The following is an 18,373-nucleotide window of genomic DNA, read 5'->3' on the forward strand; positions in this document are numbered from 1 at the left end:
CTCGGTAGTAATAACGGAATTCACCTTACAGGGAGGTGAATTTTAATTACCAGCTTCAATTGTTATCAATATAAAAAATAAAAAAGGCTGTTTTAATGACAACAGAATCAACATCTAATGATTTAGACACTGGATTTTTCGGGCATCCCAAAGGACTGTCTACCCTCTTTTTTACAGAAATGTGGGAAAGGTTCAGTTATTACGGAATGCGGGCACTTCTAGTCTTGTTTATGACTGCAAGTATTCAAGAAGGGGGGTTATTCATTACTGTCGCCTCTGCATCAGCAATATACGGTTTGTATACTGGTTCAGTTTATTTGATGGGATTACCAGGTGGATGGATTGCAGACCGTTTATTAGGTTGCCAAAAAACGGTTTGGTACGGTGGACTTATCATTTTCGCCGGCCACTTGGTTTTAGCAATTCCGAATGACTCTACATTTTTTATTGGATTAGTATTAGTTGTGTTAGGGACTGGTTTACTTAAACCGAACATAGGAGCCATGGTTGGGCAACTTTATAGTAAAGACGATAAAAGACGAGACGCTGGTTATACGCTTTATTACATGGGAATCAACATAGGTTCTTTCTTAGCCTATTTAACTGTGGGGCCACTAAAAGAACAAGGTTTATGGCATTGGGCATTTGGACTTGCTGCATTTGGTATGGCGTTAGGTCTCATTCAATACCGCAGAACTATCTATAAACTGGGGGACGCAGGAGCAGAACCAACAGTAAAAAGCACACCTAAAATGATACGTATCAGTTGGAGTATAATCAGTGCGTTTTTAGTTGGCCTAGCTATTATTATAACGCTCATAATGACAGGGAACTTGACCTTAAATCCTGTTGCTACAGCTGAATATGCCGCAGTTATTATTACCTCTATTTTTATACTTTATTTTGCTGGAGTATTTTTCTTAGGGAATTTGAATGGAAACGAAAAACGTAGCTTAAGCGCATTGTTTTTAGTCTGTGTGGCTTCTGCATGTTTTTGGGCTGGCTTCGAACAAGCAGGTTCTTCGCTTAATTTATTTGCACAAGATTATACCAATCGACTGATAGGGTCTTTTGAAATTCCTACTATTTGGTTTCAACTTTCTAACTCTGCTTTCATAATTATATTAGCGCCATTTATTGCCGCATTGTGGATCAACCTAGCAAAGAAAATGATTACACCTTCTTACGGTATTAAATGTGCTATCGGTTTAATTATCATGGCATTAGGCTTCTTGGTTATGTTTTTTGCAGCACAATATGCAGCCGCGGGAATGAAAGTCGCACCATATTGGTTGGTAGCGACTTACTTCTTACACACAGTCGGCGAGTTATGCCTTAGTCCTGTTGCTTTAAGTGCTGTGAGCAAGCTTTCACCTAAACGATTTGCCGGGCAGATGATGGGGGTATTTGTTTTAACGTACTCAATTGGCAATGTGGTCGCAGGTTTATTAGCTGGTAACTTTGATCCAAACAATCTTGATCAAATGCCTGAGCTATTTATGCAAATTTGCTTAGTGAGTATCGCAATTGGTGTGGTCATTGCCATCTTAACGCTGAAAACCAAAAAATGGGAAAAGTTAGCTGAGTCATAACAATCAATGTAATCAAAAGTTCATTATTTACTGAGCATGATTTAGTAAAGACATGCTAAAATATACGGCCAGCAAAACAACACGTTTCACTGGCCGTTTTTATTGCCACCTTCAAACTAACCAACACTTGGATATAGGCTTTATCTGAAGATGAATATATATTTTTCGACCAAACATATTCCGCAATTAGCAGCGCTACCTTTAACAGAACGGTTAGCGGCTATTCAAGTGGCACAACGAAAATTGACCGGCCCAGAGAAATTACTACTTAACGTGTTAAAACTCATACTTGTCATTCCAATTTTTGTGTTTATTATCCAAATTTCTACAAATTGGCTGGCAATAATCTGGGCTTTATTGATTACTTTACTTTTTCCATTGATCATCAAACCAGTTCATCTTGGTTTATGCGTAAAATACATTCCTCATATACACACACAAGGAGACTAATACATGCCAACAATTCTAGTAACAGGTGGTGCCGGTTACATAGGTAGTCATACCGTTTTACAATTATTAGAAGCCGGTAACCAAGTGATAGTGCTTGATAACTTATGCAACTCATCTCAAGAGTCTCTAAATAGAGTAGAAGAACTCACCGGTAAAAAAACCATATTTGTTCAAGGTGACATTAGAGACCACACTATCTTAGAATTGTTGTTCTCTAAGCATAAAATAGATTCTGTTATCCATTTCGCAGGCCTTAAAGCGGTAGGTGAATCTGTTGAGAAACCGCTAAATTATTACAACAACAATGTTTATGGCACCTTAACCTTATGTGAAGCCATGAAAAAATTTGGCGTTAAAAATTTAGTATTTAGTTCTTCTGCTACCGTATACGGTGATCCAGTTGAATTACCACTTAGAGAAGATATGCCAACAGGTCAACCGACTAATCCATATGGCATGTCCAAATTAATGGTTGAGCTAGTATTGCGTGATTTATACAAATCTGACAATGATTGGAATATTGCCTTATTAAGATATTTCAACCCAGCAGGGGCTCATCCTTCAGGAAAAATTGGTGAAGATCCAAATGGCATCCCAAATAACCTGATGCCATTTATCACTCAAGTCGCCACTGGAAAAAGAGAACAACTCTCTATCTACGGCAATGATTACGACACACCAGACGGTACAGGTGTCCGTGATTATATTCATGTTGAAGACTTAGCTACCGGGCATTTAAAAGCGTTAGACAAGTTAAAAACCGGTGTTGGCATCGTAACTTATAACCTTGGCACAGGTCAGGGTTACAGTGTATTAGACATGGTAAAAGAGTTTGAAAAACAAAGTGGTAAAGCCATACCTTATCAATTTGTTGAGCGCAGAAGTGGCGATGTGGCTTCATGTTATGCCGATCCCAAAACGGCTAAAGATGCATTAGATTGGGAGGCCACTCGAGGACTACCAGAAATGTGCAGAGACTCTTGGAACTGGCAGGCATCAAACCCAGAAGGTTATTAATCTCAATTTGTGCAAGTCAAAGCAACGATAATAAAATGCCCTGATTGAGTCAGGGCTTTTTTATGTATCTAATCAACCAAATACCACAACCCAAAGTAAACCAGTTAAATTTAATCAATGACTCTCACCTAAACTGAGTTCACCTTTCGAATCTATCGTCAGGTAATTACAGCCAACTTGTTTAAGCCATTTCTGCCCTGGCACCTCCCCTTTTAACATTGCCACCGTCGCTAATGTACCGGCGATAACACATTGAGGAGCCCACACACTAACGCCAGCTAAACCTTTTACAGGCATGCCTGTTTTTGGGTTAAGTATATGACTATAACGTTCACCATCTATTTCAATAAATCGTTCATAATCACCGCTACTTGCCAGTCCGCCACTCATTAAAGGGATAGTGGCAATGGCCTGTTTAGGGTTAGCTGGATTTGATATGGCTATATGCCAAGGTGAGTTATCTGGATGAGGGCCAACTATGGCAATGTCACCTGCCATATCAACAAGTCCAGACTTTCCACCTAAGTCACGAACAGTATTAGCAACCAAATCAGCGGCGTACTCTTTAACTATTCCGCCAAGATCTAATTGCATGTCTGATTTGGGTAATCTGAATAACTGTTGTTGTAAACAAATTTTGTCCCAACCAACGAGTGCCAGAATAGACTCTAATTGTTCTATAGGAGGAGCTTGTTTACTTTTAAAGTCCCAAACCTTTCGTAAAACTCCTGACGTTATGTCAAATAAGCCATCACTAATTTTATGAGCGGTATCAGCATAGTTAAGCAGTTGCCAACACTCATCGTCTAAAGAGAAAGTCGCATCAGAGCCAGCTGCAGCATTAAACTTTGACAATAAGCTATCTGGTTTAAACCGAGAGTAGGTGTTTTCTAGGCGCTCAATTTGATATAGGCATTTTTCAACCCAATCTTCAAATTGGAGTTTTGATTCACAATACAAACTCAAAGCACAGGGACTGCCCATTGCCTTGAATTCGTATTGGAAAAGTGACAATTTAGAAATAAAGGTCAAATCCCAAGGAGACTAATTTAAAATCTAATAATGCTGGATTTTCCAATGTCTCACTTGCAAAACCAGTACTACCTCCACTGCTATATTTATCTGCACTTAAGGTTATTGACCAGTTTTCAAAGGCTTTAATCACTTTAAGTCCATAGGTGGTAGCACCGTATTCAGATAACCGATAGTCAGTGGAATAAAAACCATCGGCTCGTGTATCCGTATAAAACACATCATAGAAATAACTTTCAGATTGAGAATACAACCTAACAGAAGGCACCAACTGGAAATTCATTGGTAGGTTTTGATACCAAGCAAACGACAACGTATGGGATTGAATATCCCAAGTATCATCGTAATAACGATAATCAAAATGAATGGCTGAATCTGCCGCATCTACGAAATAACGTAATCTCGACGATAATGTTTTAGCAATTCGCTTGCTGGGTCGAGAATCTGCCACTAATGCTAGATCAGCAATAACCATTTTATAAGGGTCTGACAAAAATCCGCTTTTTTTACTGACCCCTGCACCTACTTGTAATAAGGTATTTTTATTCAAAATATGACTGTAAGAAATCAAAGCAGATGTTGACCGTTTTGATTGTTCGGTATTGGGTCGAGTAGTATAAATATCTGCATCTACTGGATTTATATCATCGTTAGAGACATCAGCTGAAAAAGAATAAGTTGATAATTTGTCAGCACTTTCACGTACATACTCCAGCGCAAAGCTTTGAGATTTATAATCATCTTCATCAGACACAGCAGCTGTTAATCCATAACTACTGGCGCCCATAACATAACGCACTTTAGCAGAGGCATCGGTACGTTTATCTTCGATAGAAGCACCACTCATTATTTGCACCGGTTTTTCGTCTGCCCCCATAATGGTGTACCAAGGGGACGCGCCTGACATTTTTTCATGCTGATAAGTTAGCGCAATATCGAACTTTTCTGATAACGGAGAAACAATTGAAAACTGGTTAACATTGATATCATATCTATCGGTCGAACCACCTAATGACTCTGGTAGACCTTGTTCTTCATAATTATGATGACGTAAGCCGAATTGAAATTTATCGGCTACCTCAATAGCACTGGCTTGAGTGGCCACTAAGTTACCCGCAGCAACACCTAACATGGCTAATACATTATTTTTACTACTCATGACTAAACATCCATTGTGTACTTTGAACGACTAAACAATTTTTAATTACAACCACAACCACCGCCGGCGGTACTCGTTCCACCACTTGAGGCTTCCTTACTAAAATAAACATGCCGGTTAAACGCAGACTGCATTGGGTCTGGCTCTAATTGCATTTCGTTTTTCGTTAAACGACCTCTTTCCCAAGGTTCAACTGTCGACACACACCCGCTTAAAATGAAGCTAATTACCAAGATTACAACTTTTTTCATTGTTTCTTTTCCAATAGATATTCAATTTGTTTAATTTTTTTACTGGCTTTACTTTGATTAAATCCCGAATGTTTAACCACTAACTTTCCATTTTCATCAACAATAAAAGCCATGGGTAAACCGGTAATTCCGAAAGCTTTAGCTAATTCACTATTACCCTGTAATACTGCAAAATTAGCGGGGTATTTTTTTAAAAACTCTTGCGCATCTTGTCTATTTTCATCCATATTAATAGCCAAAACTTGGAATTTATCTGCAGGATACTTAGCCTGCAATTCATTCATAAAAGGAAAAGACTTCTTACACGGGATACACCAAGATGCCCAAAAATCGATATATAACAATTTTCCCTGGTAATCAGATAGTTCCACAGATTGATTATTCCAATCTAATAGAGAAAGTTGGGGAACAACTTCCCCCTTATCTAAAGCGAGTACTTGCAATGAGATTAAACAACTAACCATCATTAGAACACGTAATTTATTCATCAATCCTCTATGCTTGTTAGACTATTTTTCGGCACCAAACCCAAAGATTTATTTTGTTAATGCTGGTGAGTTAGGTTGTGTAGATTGTTGACGCCATTGCCAAGGTGACACCATTAAACCATGTTCTAACGACCAAAGTCCAAGTCCATGATTAAAAGCCTTTTTTTGTGCTTCGACATAGGTTAATGATGTAATTGGATCGGCAATATTTAGCTGAGCCCAAGCATAACCATTGGTCACCATTAGTTGATTAATAGATTGACCATTAATAAATAGCTCTGCTTTGTTATTTGCGTTGATAACCACATCAACTTGATTACCTGCAAACACCTGTGTCAGATAAGATTTTGCTTCCCGGCCATAAGGCTGCTCTCGTTCTGGAGCATCGATAAACGCTAAATCATATCGCTCGTTTGGCAGCTCTTCGAATACAAGCGTATCACCATCAACGACCTTTTTAAGGGTATAAGTAGGAGGAGATTTTGAGCAGGCAGCTAACAATATAACTGCCAACAACAATAAATTAGTTTGCTTCAATGACGTTAAACTCTCACGCTATTTCTTGGGTCTGCGTTTTGTGGAGTACTTTTAGATGCACTAAAAAAATCAAAGCTTTCTTCATTGTTAAACAAAAACGGCGTCACTAACGGATTATCCGAAATCCCCATATAATCTCTTAATGATTGCATCACATGTTTTGGATAAATAACGCTCCCGCCATTTTCTTGGGGTTGCAACGTAACGGGGTTAATGGGGATAACATTTTGTGCTTCATCTGTAAGGCCAACCACACGGTTACCCCATGAAGCACCTTTCTCCATCACTATGGCACTGCCTACCGGCCAATGATCTTTTCCATCTGTTGCATTGTAATAAGGCGTGCGACTAAAATCAGAATTAACCACCAACACCATTCTGTCAGCTATGCCCATTTCTTCGGCATACTCCCAGAAAAAATCAATACAGTCTGTGGTATGGGCTAATAACTCACCTTGTAAAACGTCATGATTCTGGTGGGTGTCAAAACCGTGTATGTTTAAATCTGCAGATATAGACACCCCTGATTTCATACTGATCATAGCCAACTGTATTTGACGTTTTAGATTACTCCAATATTCAGTACCTCTCTCAACTTCATGTAAATCACCTGCTTGATCTAAGGCAGTAGAGAAGTCGGTCAGAATAGAAGCGCTATCTAATGCAGATTTGTAGTTACTGACAGCTAACCTTTCACGTACAGAAAGAGTGCTAGAATTTAACTTTTCAATTAAACGGGAGTTTCTATATTGGTTTATTAATTCCCAATCTTCATCTGGGATCCACTTATCAGTAGGATTCCATCTAGCCGAAGTAGGCTTGACTATATTTTGAATAGAGTCGGCATCATCCAAACGGGTATTACGGATAACCCCAGCCGTTTCAGTATATCCACCATTATTGATATAGGCTATGGGTAAATCAGCCCCATGAATGGCCGCATATAAACTGGTTAAAGAAGGAAACCCCGCCGAAATACGTCCACTAAAATTATGGGTTACGCCAGCATTATGCGAATTGGTTTGGGCATCAATACCGTTAATCACTAACATGTCGTTATGGTATTTATCAAAAAACGACGTATTACCAGCAAATTCTGCGTATTGAATTTTACCGGCAGTTTGAGTTTCACCATTTTGCGCCCAGTGATTGATTTCATCTTCACCGGGTACATTCATTTTGGGATCACAAATACTGCTCACATCCCAAGCTCCAATTAACTGTAACGTAACCAGAAATTTTCCTTCAAAATCCTGTGGAGCGGCATGTAAATTTAAACTAGCTGGCAGCGCAGTAGCTAAAGAAGTAAGGCCTGATAATCTTATAAAATCTCTTCTATTCATTTTATTATTCCTTACTCGTGTAGATATTTATAATCAGTCATTAAATAGGCAATTACTGTTCGCCATGCACTCATGGAATAATTGGGGTCATTTCCCTTAAGCCACCCATCTTCTGTTTCAGTGTTATAACTTCCATAATCGAAATCACAACTGCTATCTTGTTCTTGAATATGTCGCCAATTACTGCGTTGTGGTTTCGCTTGCCAAGATGCTATATATAATTGGTATAAGTCTTCAACTTGTTGATTATCAATAGACACAAACTCCCCCCATGCGTTTTTAAGTAAATCAACAATGGTCTCTTTAATCTTGACTTTATTAACACTGCTTTGCGAGTCAATATCACTTATCTTAATAGACAATTGCATTTGAGTGTTTGCTAGTTGACCTTCTAGTTCTGTCCTATGTTCGCCATCAATAGAATCATGAAACCCACCATAGGCAAAAACTTTTACGACATAATTACCTGCTGTTTCTGCGTCAAGAGGGATTGATACAGGGCCACAGCTAGAATAAATATTTAAATCACTGCCTGTTTGAGGTTTTCTTATATCACCAGAACAGGGTGCATCAGGGACAATTTCTAATATACCTTCACCGTCATATTCCGCTAGAACGTTTCCATTAGCATGTTCAATGACAACTTTATCGACAACCAAGTCCACATCAACTTTAAGGTCATCAAAATCAGCCCAATCGTTTAAATAAGCAATATCGATATAATGCAGTCCTTCATCTAAAGGAACATTTAAGGTATAAGCTTGGCTATTATCAGGGCCATTATTGGCTAAAGTGATGGATTGGCTGTTTACTATATCTGGCGCATCATATTTAGATATGTTCCCGAATAACTTACGTTGGTTACTATCTTTAACAAAATCGCTTAAGACAACTCCACACGCCATTTCAGCAGCGTGAGTCAATGCCACTTGGGACATAATGGACGTCATTTCTTCAGCCCTTTTGATTACGCCATCTGAATCAATGCCACCATAAGTCAGACGGTAGTCATCAGCTAATCTTGCCCGTCTTTGGTAGTTATTCCATTCTGGATACTCTTCCCCCCAAGACTTACCTGTAATGGCTTTGGTCTTCTTGTCTAACATTTCAGGGCTTAACAATCGGCCTACACCCACTTTATTACTGGCATGAACTTGGGCGGCAGCTTCTGTCATTGTATTAGCTCTGAACCAATCACTGACAAACATATCAACCAGCACATCCTTTAAATTCATATGTTCACGTAAATCACTGGCCAGTTCATTAATAAACAAACTTTGTTGACTGAACACCAAAGACTTTGAGGTAAAATCATAATCGCTAGAGTTTTCTGGCGCATCCAGTGGGTCCCCGCCCATGATGGCTGGCCACCAAAATTTAACCGATGCGGTTGCAAATCTATCATCAGCTACAATTTTTTGGGCTAACCATTGTATTGAATTGGTATTGTTTGGCGCTTCTTCACCATAAAAACCAGGGGTACGCATATCTCGATACCAGGTATCGCCATCTTGATACAATGAGTCTCCATCTTCTGGCCATTTATAAGTACCAGGTAAGGAATCTTTGCCATTCCAACCGTCTCTGTAATATCCAACATCACCATAATTTTGGAAAGCTCCTGCTATAGGATCCATTGGGATATGACAAACGGTACAATTAGGGTTTTTCATGGTGGGGTTATCACGATCGGCCAAGGCTACTGGATCATTGGTTCTAGCTGCTGATTTTTCTATATCAAAATCTAAAAAGAAATACTGAGTCCAGCGTGAGCGGGCGCGATTTCGATTAGTTGCTGTAGATGGATATCGCTCAAGAAAACCTGGGTCATTCAATATTCCTGCATGGGGCCAAGTGATAGTTGTACCTTCTTGCGAAACCTTATGACCCATCCCTTCAAAATATTCGGATTCAAAGGTATCAAACAACATATATCCATGGATCTTGCCGGGTTGCATCTCGGTATTATCATCAGGATCGTTGAAAGTTGCATCACCTCTATAAATCCTATTTAACGTAGGCGCCATCATAGTGTAATCAGCAGTTAAAATCTCAGAATAAGGTTTATCGTTTTCAACCACATAGGCAATCAGCTCTTCTGCCGCATAAGCAAATGCATCACGCGAAGGCTGAACAATTTCAGGCCAAAAGTCATCACCTCTTTCTTCAACGTAATAGTCGTATTGTAATTTTGTGCCTTCAATAATATGGCCAATATTAAAGTCTAAAAAGTCTCCGCCATTTTGTAAAAACTTACGGATCAGTAGTTGATCATTCGCTCCATCGGTCAAGAAATCATGGAATCCCTCTCCCTGCATTAAGCCCTTAATCGCCACTTTCAGAGAGGCCTCTTGATTGTCTGCAACAGCAGCATACTCTTCATCGCTGGGTAATCGACCGGCAACTATAATGGCGGCTTTTCTTAAGGTTTGTTTGTTATCTAAAAAACCGACTCCTTTCCAAAAAGCGGTGGCTTCTGTCACCACTTCTTCGCCCGTGATAGAAGATAAGTATTCACCTAAGTCAATATATTCTTTACTCCCAAAGGTTAATTGACTACTGCCACCATGGGATAATAACCCCTGAGCTTTAGATAAAATATAATTGCTATCCACGTCTGTTTGATTCAAAAAGTCACTGATTACCGCACGATTAACCATTTGATAGTTGCTCACACTACTGGGTTCAAAATGCAACCTTGTACCGGCCGCCGCGCCAGTGGCAGTGTGACAAGCGATACATTTACTTTGCACCACTTGCTCTGACACATTCTCATTGTATAAGGTCACGGTATCACCATTCATTGGCTTGACTAATATACCTTGCTTGGCTCGCCATGCTCCCATAACAGGAATATCTGTTGCATGACCACCATAACTGGTCACTTGGGTGTTGCCAGTACTGGAACTTTTATAATAAAAGCTACCGTTGTTGGGTCTTCTAATAGCTAAATCTGCTTTACCGTCACCACTATAATCGGCGGGGGTGGGAATATCAGTAGTTTGGGTACCAAAACGAGTGTCGAGCCTTTTCCCCGTGCTGGAATGATAAATATACCAAGTGCCATTGGTGGGGCGCCAAATGCCTACGTCAGTCTTACCATCACCATCATAATCTTCAGGTACTGGAATATCGGTACTTTGCCCACCTAACGATTGCACCTTGGTTTGTTTGTTACTGCTCCAGCGCATATACCATTTGCCACTGCGCCAGATAGAGAAGTCGACTTTGCTATCACCGTCATAATCCCCAAGTACTGGTACGTCCGTACTTTCACCGCCAAAAGATAAAGACTTCTCAACATGGTCAATTGAGGATAATAAATAGTGCCATGTGCCTTGTGACGGCCTGCGAACAATAGGGTCATCCTTACCATCCCCATCTACATCACCCAAAAATGGGTAATCGCCCACTTGGCCTAAGGTCAAACTGTCATAATCACCCGTCGCATATTGAATATCCCAACTGCCTGACTCTGGCTGCCATACCACTATGTCGTTTTTACCATCGCCGTCTATATCACCTAGTAACGGCACCCCTGTATTGGCAAAACCTAAGGTCTCATTATGTATGCCTTGGCCAGATTGACTCGATTTACTGTAATAGGTTTGTGTACTCGGGCGCCAAATTACATAGTCTGCTCGGTCGTCTTTATCTACATCACCTTTAACCGCTGGAGTGAGCTCTTGCACTAAGGTCTGTCTAGCCTTCCACGTACCCAGTACCGGAATGTCTGTGGCATTCGAACCAAAACTGACCGCTACAACACTGCCTGAATCCGAACTTTTATAATAAAAACTGCCATTAGTAGGGCGTCTAATAGATAAGTCGGCTTTACCATCTCCGTCATAATCTGCCGGGGTCGGAATATCCGTTGATTGGGTGCCAAAACGAGTATCGTGTCTTTTACCTGTACTGGAATGATAGATATACCAAGTGCCGCTCGTAGGACGCCAGATACCCACATCGGTTTTACCGTCACCATCATAATCGGCTGGCGTGGGAATATCAGTGCTTTGAGTGCCCAATGACTGAGTACGGGTTTTACCATCACTACTCCAACGCATGTACCAAATACCACTGCGCCAGATAGCAAAGTCTACACGACCATCAGCATCATAATCGCCCAGCACTGGCACATCTGTGGCGACTGAACCAAAGGATAGAGACTTTTGTGCATGCCCTTGAGATGATAATAAATACAGCCAACTTCCGCTTGATGGTCTACGCACTATGGGGTCGACTTTGCCGTCTCCATCAACATCCCCTAAGAAAGGATAATCACCTTGTTGACCTAAAATAAAACTATCTGTTTGACCTGAGTCTAACGTCACTTCCCATTGACCACTCTCGGGACTCCACACCACGATATCTTCTTTGCCATTACCATCCACATCACCTGACAACGGTACCGAATAACTGCTTTGCCCCATTACCTCAGCGTGAGTAGTTTGCAGTGAAGCCACTGACTTCCCATAATACGTTTGGGTCTCTGGACGATAAATTAAATAATCCGCTCGGCTATCATGGTCAACATCACCTTGAACCGAGGGCGCGATGGGCTCTGGCTCTGGCTCTGGCTCTGGCTCTGGCTCTGGCTCTGGCTCTGCAGAGCTTACTACCGTAATATTTTGTTGAATACAGGCCGCTTTAGAATCATCGTTTAAATTAATAAAATCGCGATTCACAGCCTCAGCACAGGCATACAAGGTCACAGTGCCTTCTGTACTCGGCGCTTGAAAACTAAAACCCCAGGTTTTTTCTTTATTCGAAAGGCTACTTATACTGTCAGGCGTATGGGTGAGTTCGCCCGATACTTTTTGCAAGCCACTACCGCTATTTAAACTACCACTAGAGACAGCAATGTTAATGCCTGCCATTGGGGTAAAAACAGAAGAAGGAGGGGAGATTTTTAACAACAAGGCCATGTCTATGCTCTGACCTGGCTCTACCGTCATAGCACCGTCATAAGTTAAACTAGATTGATAATCACTGCCGGAATGACAACCCGTATTACAAGTCAATCCTTGTTTGCCCGAACGACCTGTTTGACCATTTACACTGGCTAATAACTCAGAAGAAAACAACGCACACAAGACTAATAAAAATTTCAGTTTAACCATATCGCAATTCCATAATACGCAACTAAGAAATCATAGCAGAGCTAATGATAGTGACTGCTATAATTTTAACCAATTTACGAATATTACATGGATATCTAAATATTGTCTCTAATAATCAGACAAATCCCGAGTCACTTAAATTGAATGTAAACTCAGGTTAAAAAATTAATAATATTTGTTTTGAAAAGTAGGATGGCAAGCGGAGTGAGGTACACGAATTACAAAATGTTACCTCACTCTTTATAAAGGATAGGACGTAAATAGCCTTTAAATTTAAATTATGATTGTCGGTTATAGATCATCCAAAAAAGCATCTAAGTCGTCATCAAGGGCGGCTTCTTCTTCAGATTGTTCCACTTCGCCATCATTCACTTTATATTCTAAATTTTGAAAATAGGCACTTTTAACGAAGGCATAAGGATCAGTAGAATTGGCCAGTTGTTGTTCTTGCTCAATAATAGATGCACGACTTTCAATGGCTTTAATACTGGTACGCAGTACTGACAGGTATAGGTTTAAGCTATCAATTGGCGAATAGGCACTGTCAACAACATCACCTACTGAACTTCGCACATCACTTGGACCCATGGCTGGTATCATTAGGTACGGGCCAGTTTGCACCCCCCACTTACCTAATACTTCACCGAATTCTTCTTCTTTGGTTTGCAATCCAATTTCACTGGCAACATCAATAGTGCCCAACAAGCCCACTGTAGAATTTAATAAAAATCGGCCTAAACTTATAAAGGTTCCATCCAGTTTACCTTGTAATAAGTTGTTAATTGCAAAAGATGGCTCTTCAAGGTTTTCAGCTGCATTTAACAAACCTGTACGAGCAAACTGTGGCATATAATCAACATAAGCAATCGTCACAGGTCTTAAAATATATTCATCAAGTACATCATAGTTAAAGTCCCACAACGCTCTATTCACCGGCTCAAAAGGATCTTTAGGATCCTCGTAAACTGCCACTTGTTGTTGGTTTTTATCTGTACTGGCACACCCAGTTAACAACAAGAAAGCACATATAAAACCAAAAATAAACGTCCTATTCATTACAATTCCCTACTTATTAAAATACTTTCTTTATTCAACTCAGTGGCACTCAAATCCACTATTTTCTCGCCTTGAAATTCACCAGCCGCTTGAGCAACATTACCGTCAACAGACACTCTTGCTACCAATTTAGCGCTCTCTAATTGCGACAAAGTATACGTCCCCATCATGGCATTTTGGTTTGACAATTCTATCACTAAAGGAAATTCACCCAAGGGCATCTTAACCACAGCGGCAGGCATTCTATTAGTCCCCGATGCGGCTTGAGCAAACACAAACAAAAACCCGGCTTCAGGTAACTTTGCTTTTAGCTCTGGCGCGATATCAACTGTAATTTCCACACGTTTATCAGCCCCACTAGACTCATCACTAGTTGCTTCAGGATTATTGGCTAGAGGAGTAGCCGCGGGTTGTGATTCACCATTTAGTTGAGCAATACGTTGATTAATCGCCGCATAATTAGGGTCTGACTCGTCGACATAATTAAGTAACTTCTGCCAGTTTTGCACCGCTAACGTTTTGTCACCCAACTCAGAAGCAACCACAGCCAACATGCCCATAGCACTGGTGTTATCAGGCTCTAATGACAATATATGCAACAATACTTTTTTGGCATGTGAAATTCTTTGCTCTTGCCCGGTCATTAACAAAGCCTGAGCATAGCTTGCTAACGTGCCAGTATTATTTGCATCGTATTTAAGAGAACGCTCAAAAGCTTCAATCGAAGTATCGATACGATTAAGTGCGCCAGAAACACGGCCTAGTAACATCCAACCGATAGGGTCTTCTGGCTTTTCTAACAAGCGGCTTCTAAGACCTAAAGCAAAGTCTTGCATATCTTCCAAAGTTAGATTTTCATCTCCTTGTAAAATACGTTGCCCTAAATCACTGGTTTTGAGTTGCACTGCTTGCCAATGTTTAACTTTATTTAGCTGACTAGCTTGATAATAAGTTGCTCCACCCACAGCTAAACTAATCATTAAACCGATTAACAACATCCACTTACCACCAGATTGAAGCTTGTCTTTTTCTTTGACTTCATCTAGCAATGCAAGTTTAAGTTCATTTTCAGCTTGTTGTTTATCTTCTTCGGTTAATAAACCTTGTTGCTGTTCTGCACTAAGCTCTAACATTCTCTGACGGATCAAATTTGTATTCGTCAAACTATGTTCTTGTATAGACTGTCGTTTTCGAACCCAAGGTAAAATAGCGATAAGTACTGCTAACAAAATTAACAAACTTACCCCAATGTAATAATCACTCACTCTTCACGCTCCAAAATTTCTTGGGCTTTTTTTAGCTGGCTATTATCAATTTGTGGCACACTCTTTTTGCGGCTTCGAACTATCCAACTTAATGTTCCCACAACAAAAAACAAAGGTAATAACCATAACCAGATTGTCATTGAATTAACTGGCGGTTCATAAAAAACAAAATCACCATACCTTTGTTTCATGAAGTCCACTACTTGCTGTTTAGTCTGTCCCTTTTTAACTAATTCATGTACTTTTCGTTTTAAATCGACCGCTATCATGGCGTCAGAATCGGCTATATTTTGATTTTGACACTTAGGGCAACGAAGTACTTTAGTGAGCTCTAAAAACAAGGCTGTTTGTTTTGGATCGTCAAATTTAAACTTATCTTCCATGGCCATACTCGAAGTGATAGTAAACAAGAATCCCAAAATTATTAAAACTGGCTTAAACATTATTCTGCCTCCAGTTGTGCATATACAGCAGCAAATTTATTAGTCCAAACTCTAGGGTTCAAATCACCAATATGATGTAAACGTATTTTCCCTTGTTTATCTATCAAATATGTTTCAGGAGCACCCGTTACCCCTAAATCTAATGACAAGTTTCGTTTTACATCAAAAATATTAAAGGCATATGGATTACCTAATTGGCTATACGTTTGATTCACTTCTTGCTGCACACGTTGTACTGTTTTAATGCCAAAATCAGGGTCAATATCTTGGTCATAATACAAACCGACTATATGTTTTCCCTCAACTTGTAATTGTTTAAGGTAAGGCAATTCAATTGCACAAGTTGTACACCAGACTCCCCAAACATTTAGTAAGGTAATTTTGCCTTTAAATACTTCTTGGGTATACGTTTTTTGGGTGTTCATTAAATCTGGCAATACAAACTCAGGCACCTCATGATCGAGCAAAGTAGACTGGTGTTCTCTTGGGTTTGAAAAAAGACCTTGATATAGAAAGGTCAATAACCCTAAAAAAATAAAGAGCGGAATTAAGTAAAAAGCCGTTTTTTTCAAGATACTTGCTCCGATACCGGTTTCGTTTGAGAATGACCTGTTTGCTCAGTCGGTTGATAGACTTTTGGGGCCTCGGTTTTTTTGGCTTTGCCTTTTTGCGCTAATTTAGCCATGCGATAACGCCTATCAGATATAGATAAAACACCACCTAAAGCCATTATAAAGGCGCCCCCCCAAATCCATGTGATAAATGGTTTGACATAAATTCGAATCGACCAATCACCATTTTTTAATTGCTCGCCCAAGGCTACAAATAGATCTCGAGTAAACCCAGAATCAATTCCTGCTTCGGTCATAACGTTTCTTTGAATGGGATAAAAACGCTTTTCAGCGACTAGCGTCACGATTTTTTGATTGTCTTGCAATACCTCTACTTTTGCTAAATCAGCAGAGTAATTAGGTCCTTGATGAGCGGTTACGCCTTTAAATACAAACTCATAACCTTGTACAAGAATTTTATCGCCTGCAGTCATTCGTACATTTCGCTCATCACTATAAGCACTGACTAAGGCCATACCGATTAAAGCAACGGCAAAACCTAGGTGACCAAGCACCATTCCCCAATGACTACGAGTGAGTTTTGTCAGTTCAGAAAAATCAACACCGTCGTTCGAACCCGGCTTACTAATTCTTTGTTGCACTTCCATGATAGTGGTCACCACTATCCAAAAACTCATGACTAAGCCCAGCGCAGCCATATAACTCGCTTGTTCATAATTTAGGTTGATCAAGATGGCACCACTCAAGCTGATACCCAAAGCAATAAATAACTGTTTATATAATGCTTCTGGTGCTTGATTCTTCCATCTAGAAAGCGGCCCAATTCCCATAAAGAAAACAAAAGGAACAATAAGATAGGTGAACATTTGATTAAAGAATGGCGCGCCTATCGAAATAGAGCCTAAACCTAATTCTTTGTGCACCAATGGAAATAACGTTCCCAACAACACAACCAATGTCGCAGCTGTTAAAAATACGTTATTGCCCATTAATAAGACTTCACGAGACACTAAACTATATTGACCATTACTTTTAACTTGTGAGGCGCGTAAAGCATATAAAAATAGCGAACCGCCAATAATTACCGCTAATAACCCCAAGATAAACAATCCTCGACTAGGATCACTAGCAAAAGCGTGTACCGAAACCAACACCCCAGAACGTATTAAAAAAGTACCTAATAAACTCAATGAAAATGCTGATATGGCTAAAAACACAGTCCAAGATTTAAACACTTTACGCTTTTCAGTTACTGCCAAACTATGCATTAAAGCCGTACCCGCTAACCAAGGCATAAAGGCAGCATTTTCAGAAGGATCCCAAAACCACCAGCCCCCCCAACCAAGTTCGTAATATGCCCACCAACTACCTAAAGCCAAACCTAATGTTAAAAAAGACCAAGCGGCAATTGTCCAAGGCCTAGACCACCTAGCCCAAGTCGAATCTAGCTGACCAGAAATCAACGCAGCAATGGCAAAAGAAAATGCCACTGAAAAACCAACATACCCCATATAAAGCATAGGTGGATGAATGATCATGCCAAAGTCTTGCAATAGTGGATTTAGGTCTTTGCCGTCAATGGGATAAAAAGGTAATAAACGATCAAAAGGGTTAGAGGTCAGTAACATAAACAAATAAAAGCCTATGCCTATTGCGCCTAACACAGCTAATACTCTAGCAACCATTCTGACTGGGATGGCTTTGCTAAACAGTGCAACTGCTACTGTCCAAGTGGAAAAGATCATCACCCACAATAAAAATGAACCCTCGTGTCCACCCCATACCCCTGTGTACTTATATTGAATTGGCAGCGATGTACTCGAGGTATTAGCCACGTAAGCCAAGCTGAAGTCGTCAGTTACAAACGCGTAGGTTAAACAGAAATAAGAAAAACCCGTGAATAAGAACATACCTATAGCGAGTGGTTTTGCCATTGCCATCATTTGAGGGTGATTTTTATAGGCTCCCCACATCGGGTAAATTGATAACAAAATAGCGGTTACCAATGCCATCACTAATGAAAAATTACCTAATTCAGCCAACAT

General features: G+C 40.0%; 15 protein-coding genes. 3 read left to right on the plus strand and 12 right to left on the minus strand.

From position 1 onward, the window contains the following. The first annotated feature begins 95 nt into the window (after positions 1–95). The 3 genes from ACSHXM_RS07165 (at position 96) to galE (ending at position 3,059) form a co-directional block, all read left to right on the plus strand. Complete coding sequence (locus tag ACSHXM_RS07165) at positions 96–1,592, plus strand: peptide MFS transporter (protein WP_435688066.1); 1,497 nt, start codon at positions 96–98, stop codon at positions 1,590–1,592. Positions 1,593–1,742: 150 nt separating this feature from the next. After that, complete coding sequence (locus ACSHXM_RS07170) at positions 1,743–2,042, plus strand: DUF6170 family protein (protein ID WP_435688067.1); 300 nt, start codon at positions 1,743–1,745, stop codon at positions 2,040–2,042. Positions 2,043–2,045: 3 nt separating this feature from the next. Continuing rightward, on the plus strand, positions 2,046–3,059 hold the full coding sequence (gene galE / locus ACSHXM_RS07175; RefSeq protein ID WP_435688068.1) for a UDP-glucose 4-epimerase GalE: 1,014 nt from the start codon (positions 2,046–2,048) through the stop codon (positions 3,057–3,059). 114 nt (positions 3,060–3,173) lie between these two features. Here galE and ACSHXM_RS07180 read toward each other — a convergent pair whose 3' ends face one another. From ACSHXM_RS07180 to ACSHXM_RS07235, 12 genes are all read right to left on the minus strand, one after another. After that, positions 3,174–4,043, minus strand: a complete 870-nt coding sequence (locus tag ACSHXM_RS07180) for an FAD:protein FMN transferase (RefSeq protein WP_435688069.1) — start codon at positions 4,041–4,043, stop codon at positions 3,174–3,176. 31 nt (positions 4,044–4,074) lie between these two features. Continuing rightward, on the minus strand, positions 4,075–5,250 hold the full coding sequence (locus ACSHXM_RS07185) for a DUF3570 domain-containing protein (RefSeq protein WP_435688070.1): 1,176 nt from the start codon (positions 5,248–5,250) through the stop codon (positions 4,075–4,077). 41 nt (positions 5,251–5,291) lie between these two features. Continuing rightward, entirely contained in the window at positions 5,292–5,501 is a 210-nt protein-coding gene (locus ACSHXM_RS07190) for a DUF4266 domain-containing protein (RefSeq protein WP_435688071.1), read from the minus strand. Further along, complete coding sequence (locus tag ACSHXM_RS07195) at positions 5,498–5,989, minus strand: TlpA disulfide reductase family protein (protein WP_435688072.1); 492 nt, start codon at positions 5,987–5,989, stop codon at positions 5,498–5,500. Before ACSHXM_RS07195 ends, ACSHXM_RS07190 begins: the two co-directional genes overlap by 4 nt. 48 nt (positions 5,990–6,037) lie before the next feature. Further along, entirely contained in the window at positions 6,038–6,526 is a 489-nt protein-coding gene (locus tag ACSHXM_RS07200; protein WP_435688073.1) for a thermonuclease family protein, read from the minus strand. Between the two features lie 5 nt (positions 6,527–6,531). Next, positions 6,532–7,869 (minus strand): DUF1501 domain-containing protein, encoded by a 1,338-nt coding sequence (locus ACSHXM_RS07205; protein ID WP_435688074.1) that lies wholly within the window; start codon positions 7,867–7,869, stop codon positions 6,532–6,534. An 11-nt stretch (positions 7,870–7,880) separates the two neighbouring features. Then, the gene (locus ACSHXM_RS07210) at positions 7,881–12,992 is read right to left on the minus strand and encodes a choice-of-anchor V domain-containing protein (protein ID WP_435688075.1); all 5,112 of its coding nucleotides are present in this window, start codon (positions 12,990–12,992) and stop codon (positions 7,881–7,883) included. 291 nt (positions 12,993–13,283) lie between these two features. After that, the gene (locus tag ACSHXM_RS07215; RefSeq protein ID WP_435688076.1) at positions 13,284–14,048 is read right to left on the minus strand and encodes an MlaA family lipoprotein; all 765 of its coding nucleotides are present in this window, start codon (positions 14,046–14,048) and stop codon (positions 13,284–13,286) included. Next, positions 14,048–15,313 (minus strand): c-type cytochrome biogenesis protein CcmI, encoded by a 1,266-nt coding sequence (ccmI, locus tag ACSHXM_RS07220; protein WP_435688077.1) that lies wholly within the window; start codon positions 15,311–15,313, stop codon positions 14,048–14,050. The genes ACSHXM_RS07215 and ccmI overlap by 1 nt, the downstream gene beginning before the upstream one ends. After that, positions 15,310–15,756 (minus strand): cytochrome c-type biogenesis protein, encoded by a 447-nt coding sequence (locus ACSHXM_RS07225; protein WP_435688078.1) that lies wholly within the window; start codon positions 15,754–15,756, stop codon positions 15,310–15,312. The genes ccmI and ACSHXM_RS07225 overlap by 4 nt, the downstream gene beginning before the upstream one ends. After that, entirely contained in the window at positions 15,756–16,328 is a 573-nt protein-coding gene (locus ACSHXM_RS07230) for a DsbE family thiol:disulfide interchange protein (protein ID WP_435688079.1), read from the minus strand. The genes ACSHXM_RS07225 and ACSHXM_RS07230 overlap by 1 nt, the downstream gene beginning before the upstream one ends. Further along, positions 16,325–18,373 (minus strand): heme lyase CcmF/NrfE family subunit, encoded by a 2,049-nt coding sequence (locus ACSHXM_RS07235; RefSeq protein WP_435688080.1) that lies wholly within the window; start codon positions 18,371–18,373, stop codon positions 16,325–16,327. The genes ACSHXM_RS07230 and ACSHXM_RS07235 overlap by 4 nt, the downstream gene beginning before the upstream one ends.

Origin of the sequence: Paraglaciecola sp. (assembly GCF_051252315.1) — a bacterium.
Taxonomy (GTDB): Bacteria; Pseudomonadota; Gammaproteobacteria; order Enterobacterales; family Alteromonadaceae; genus Paraglaciecola.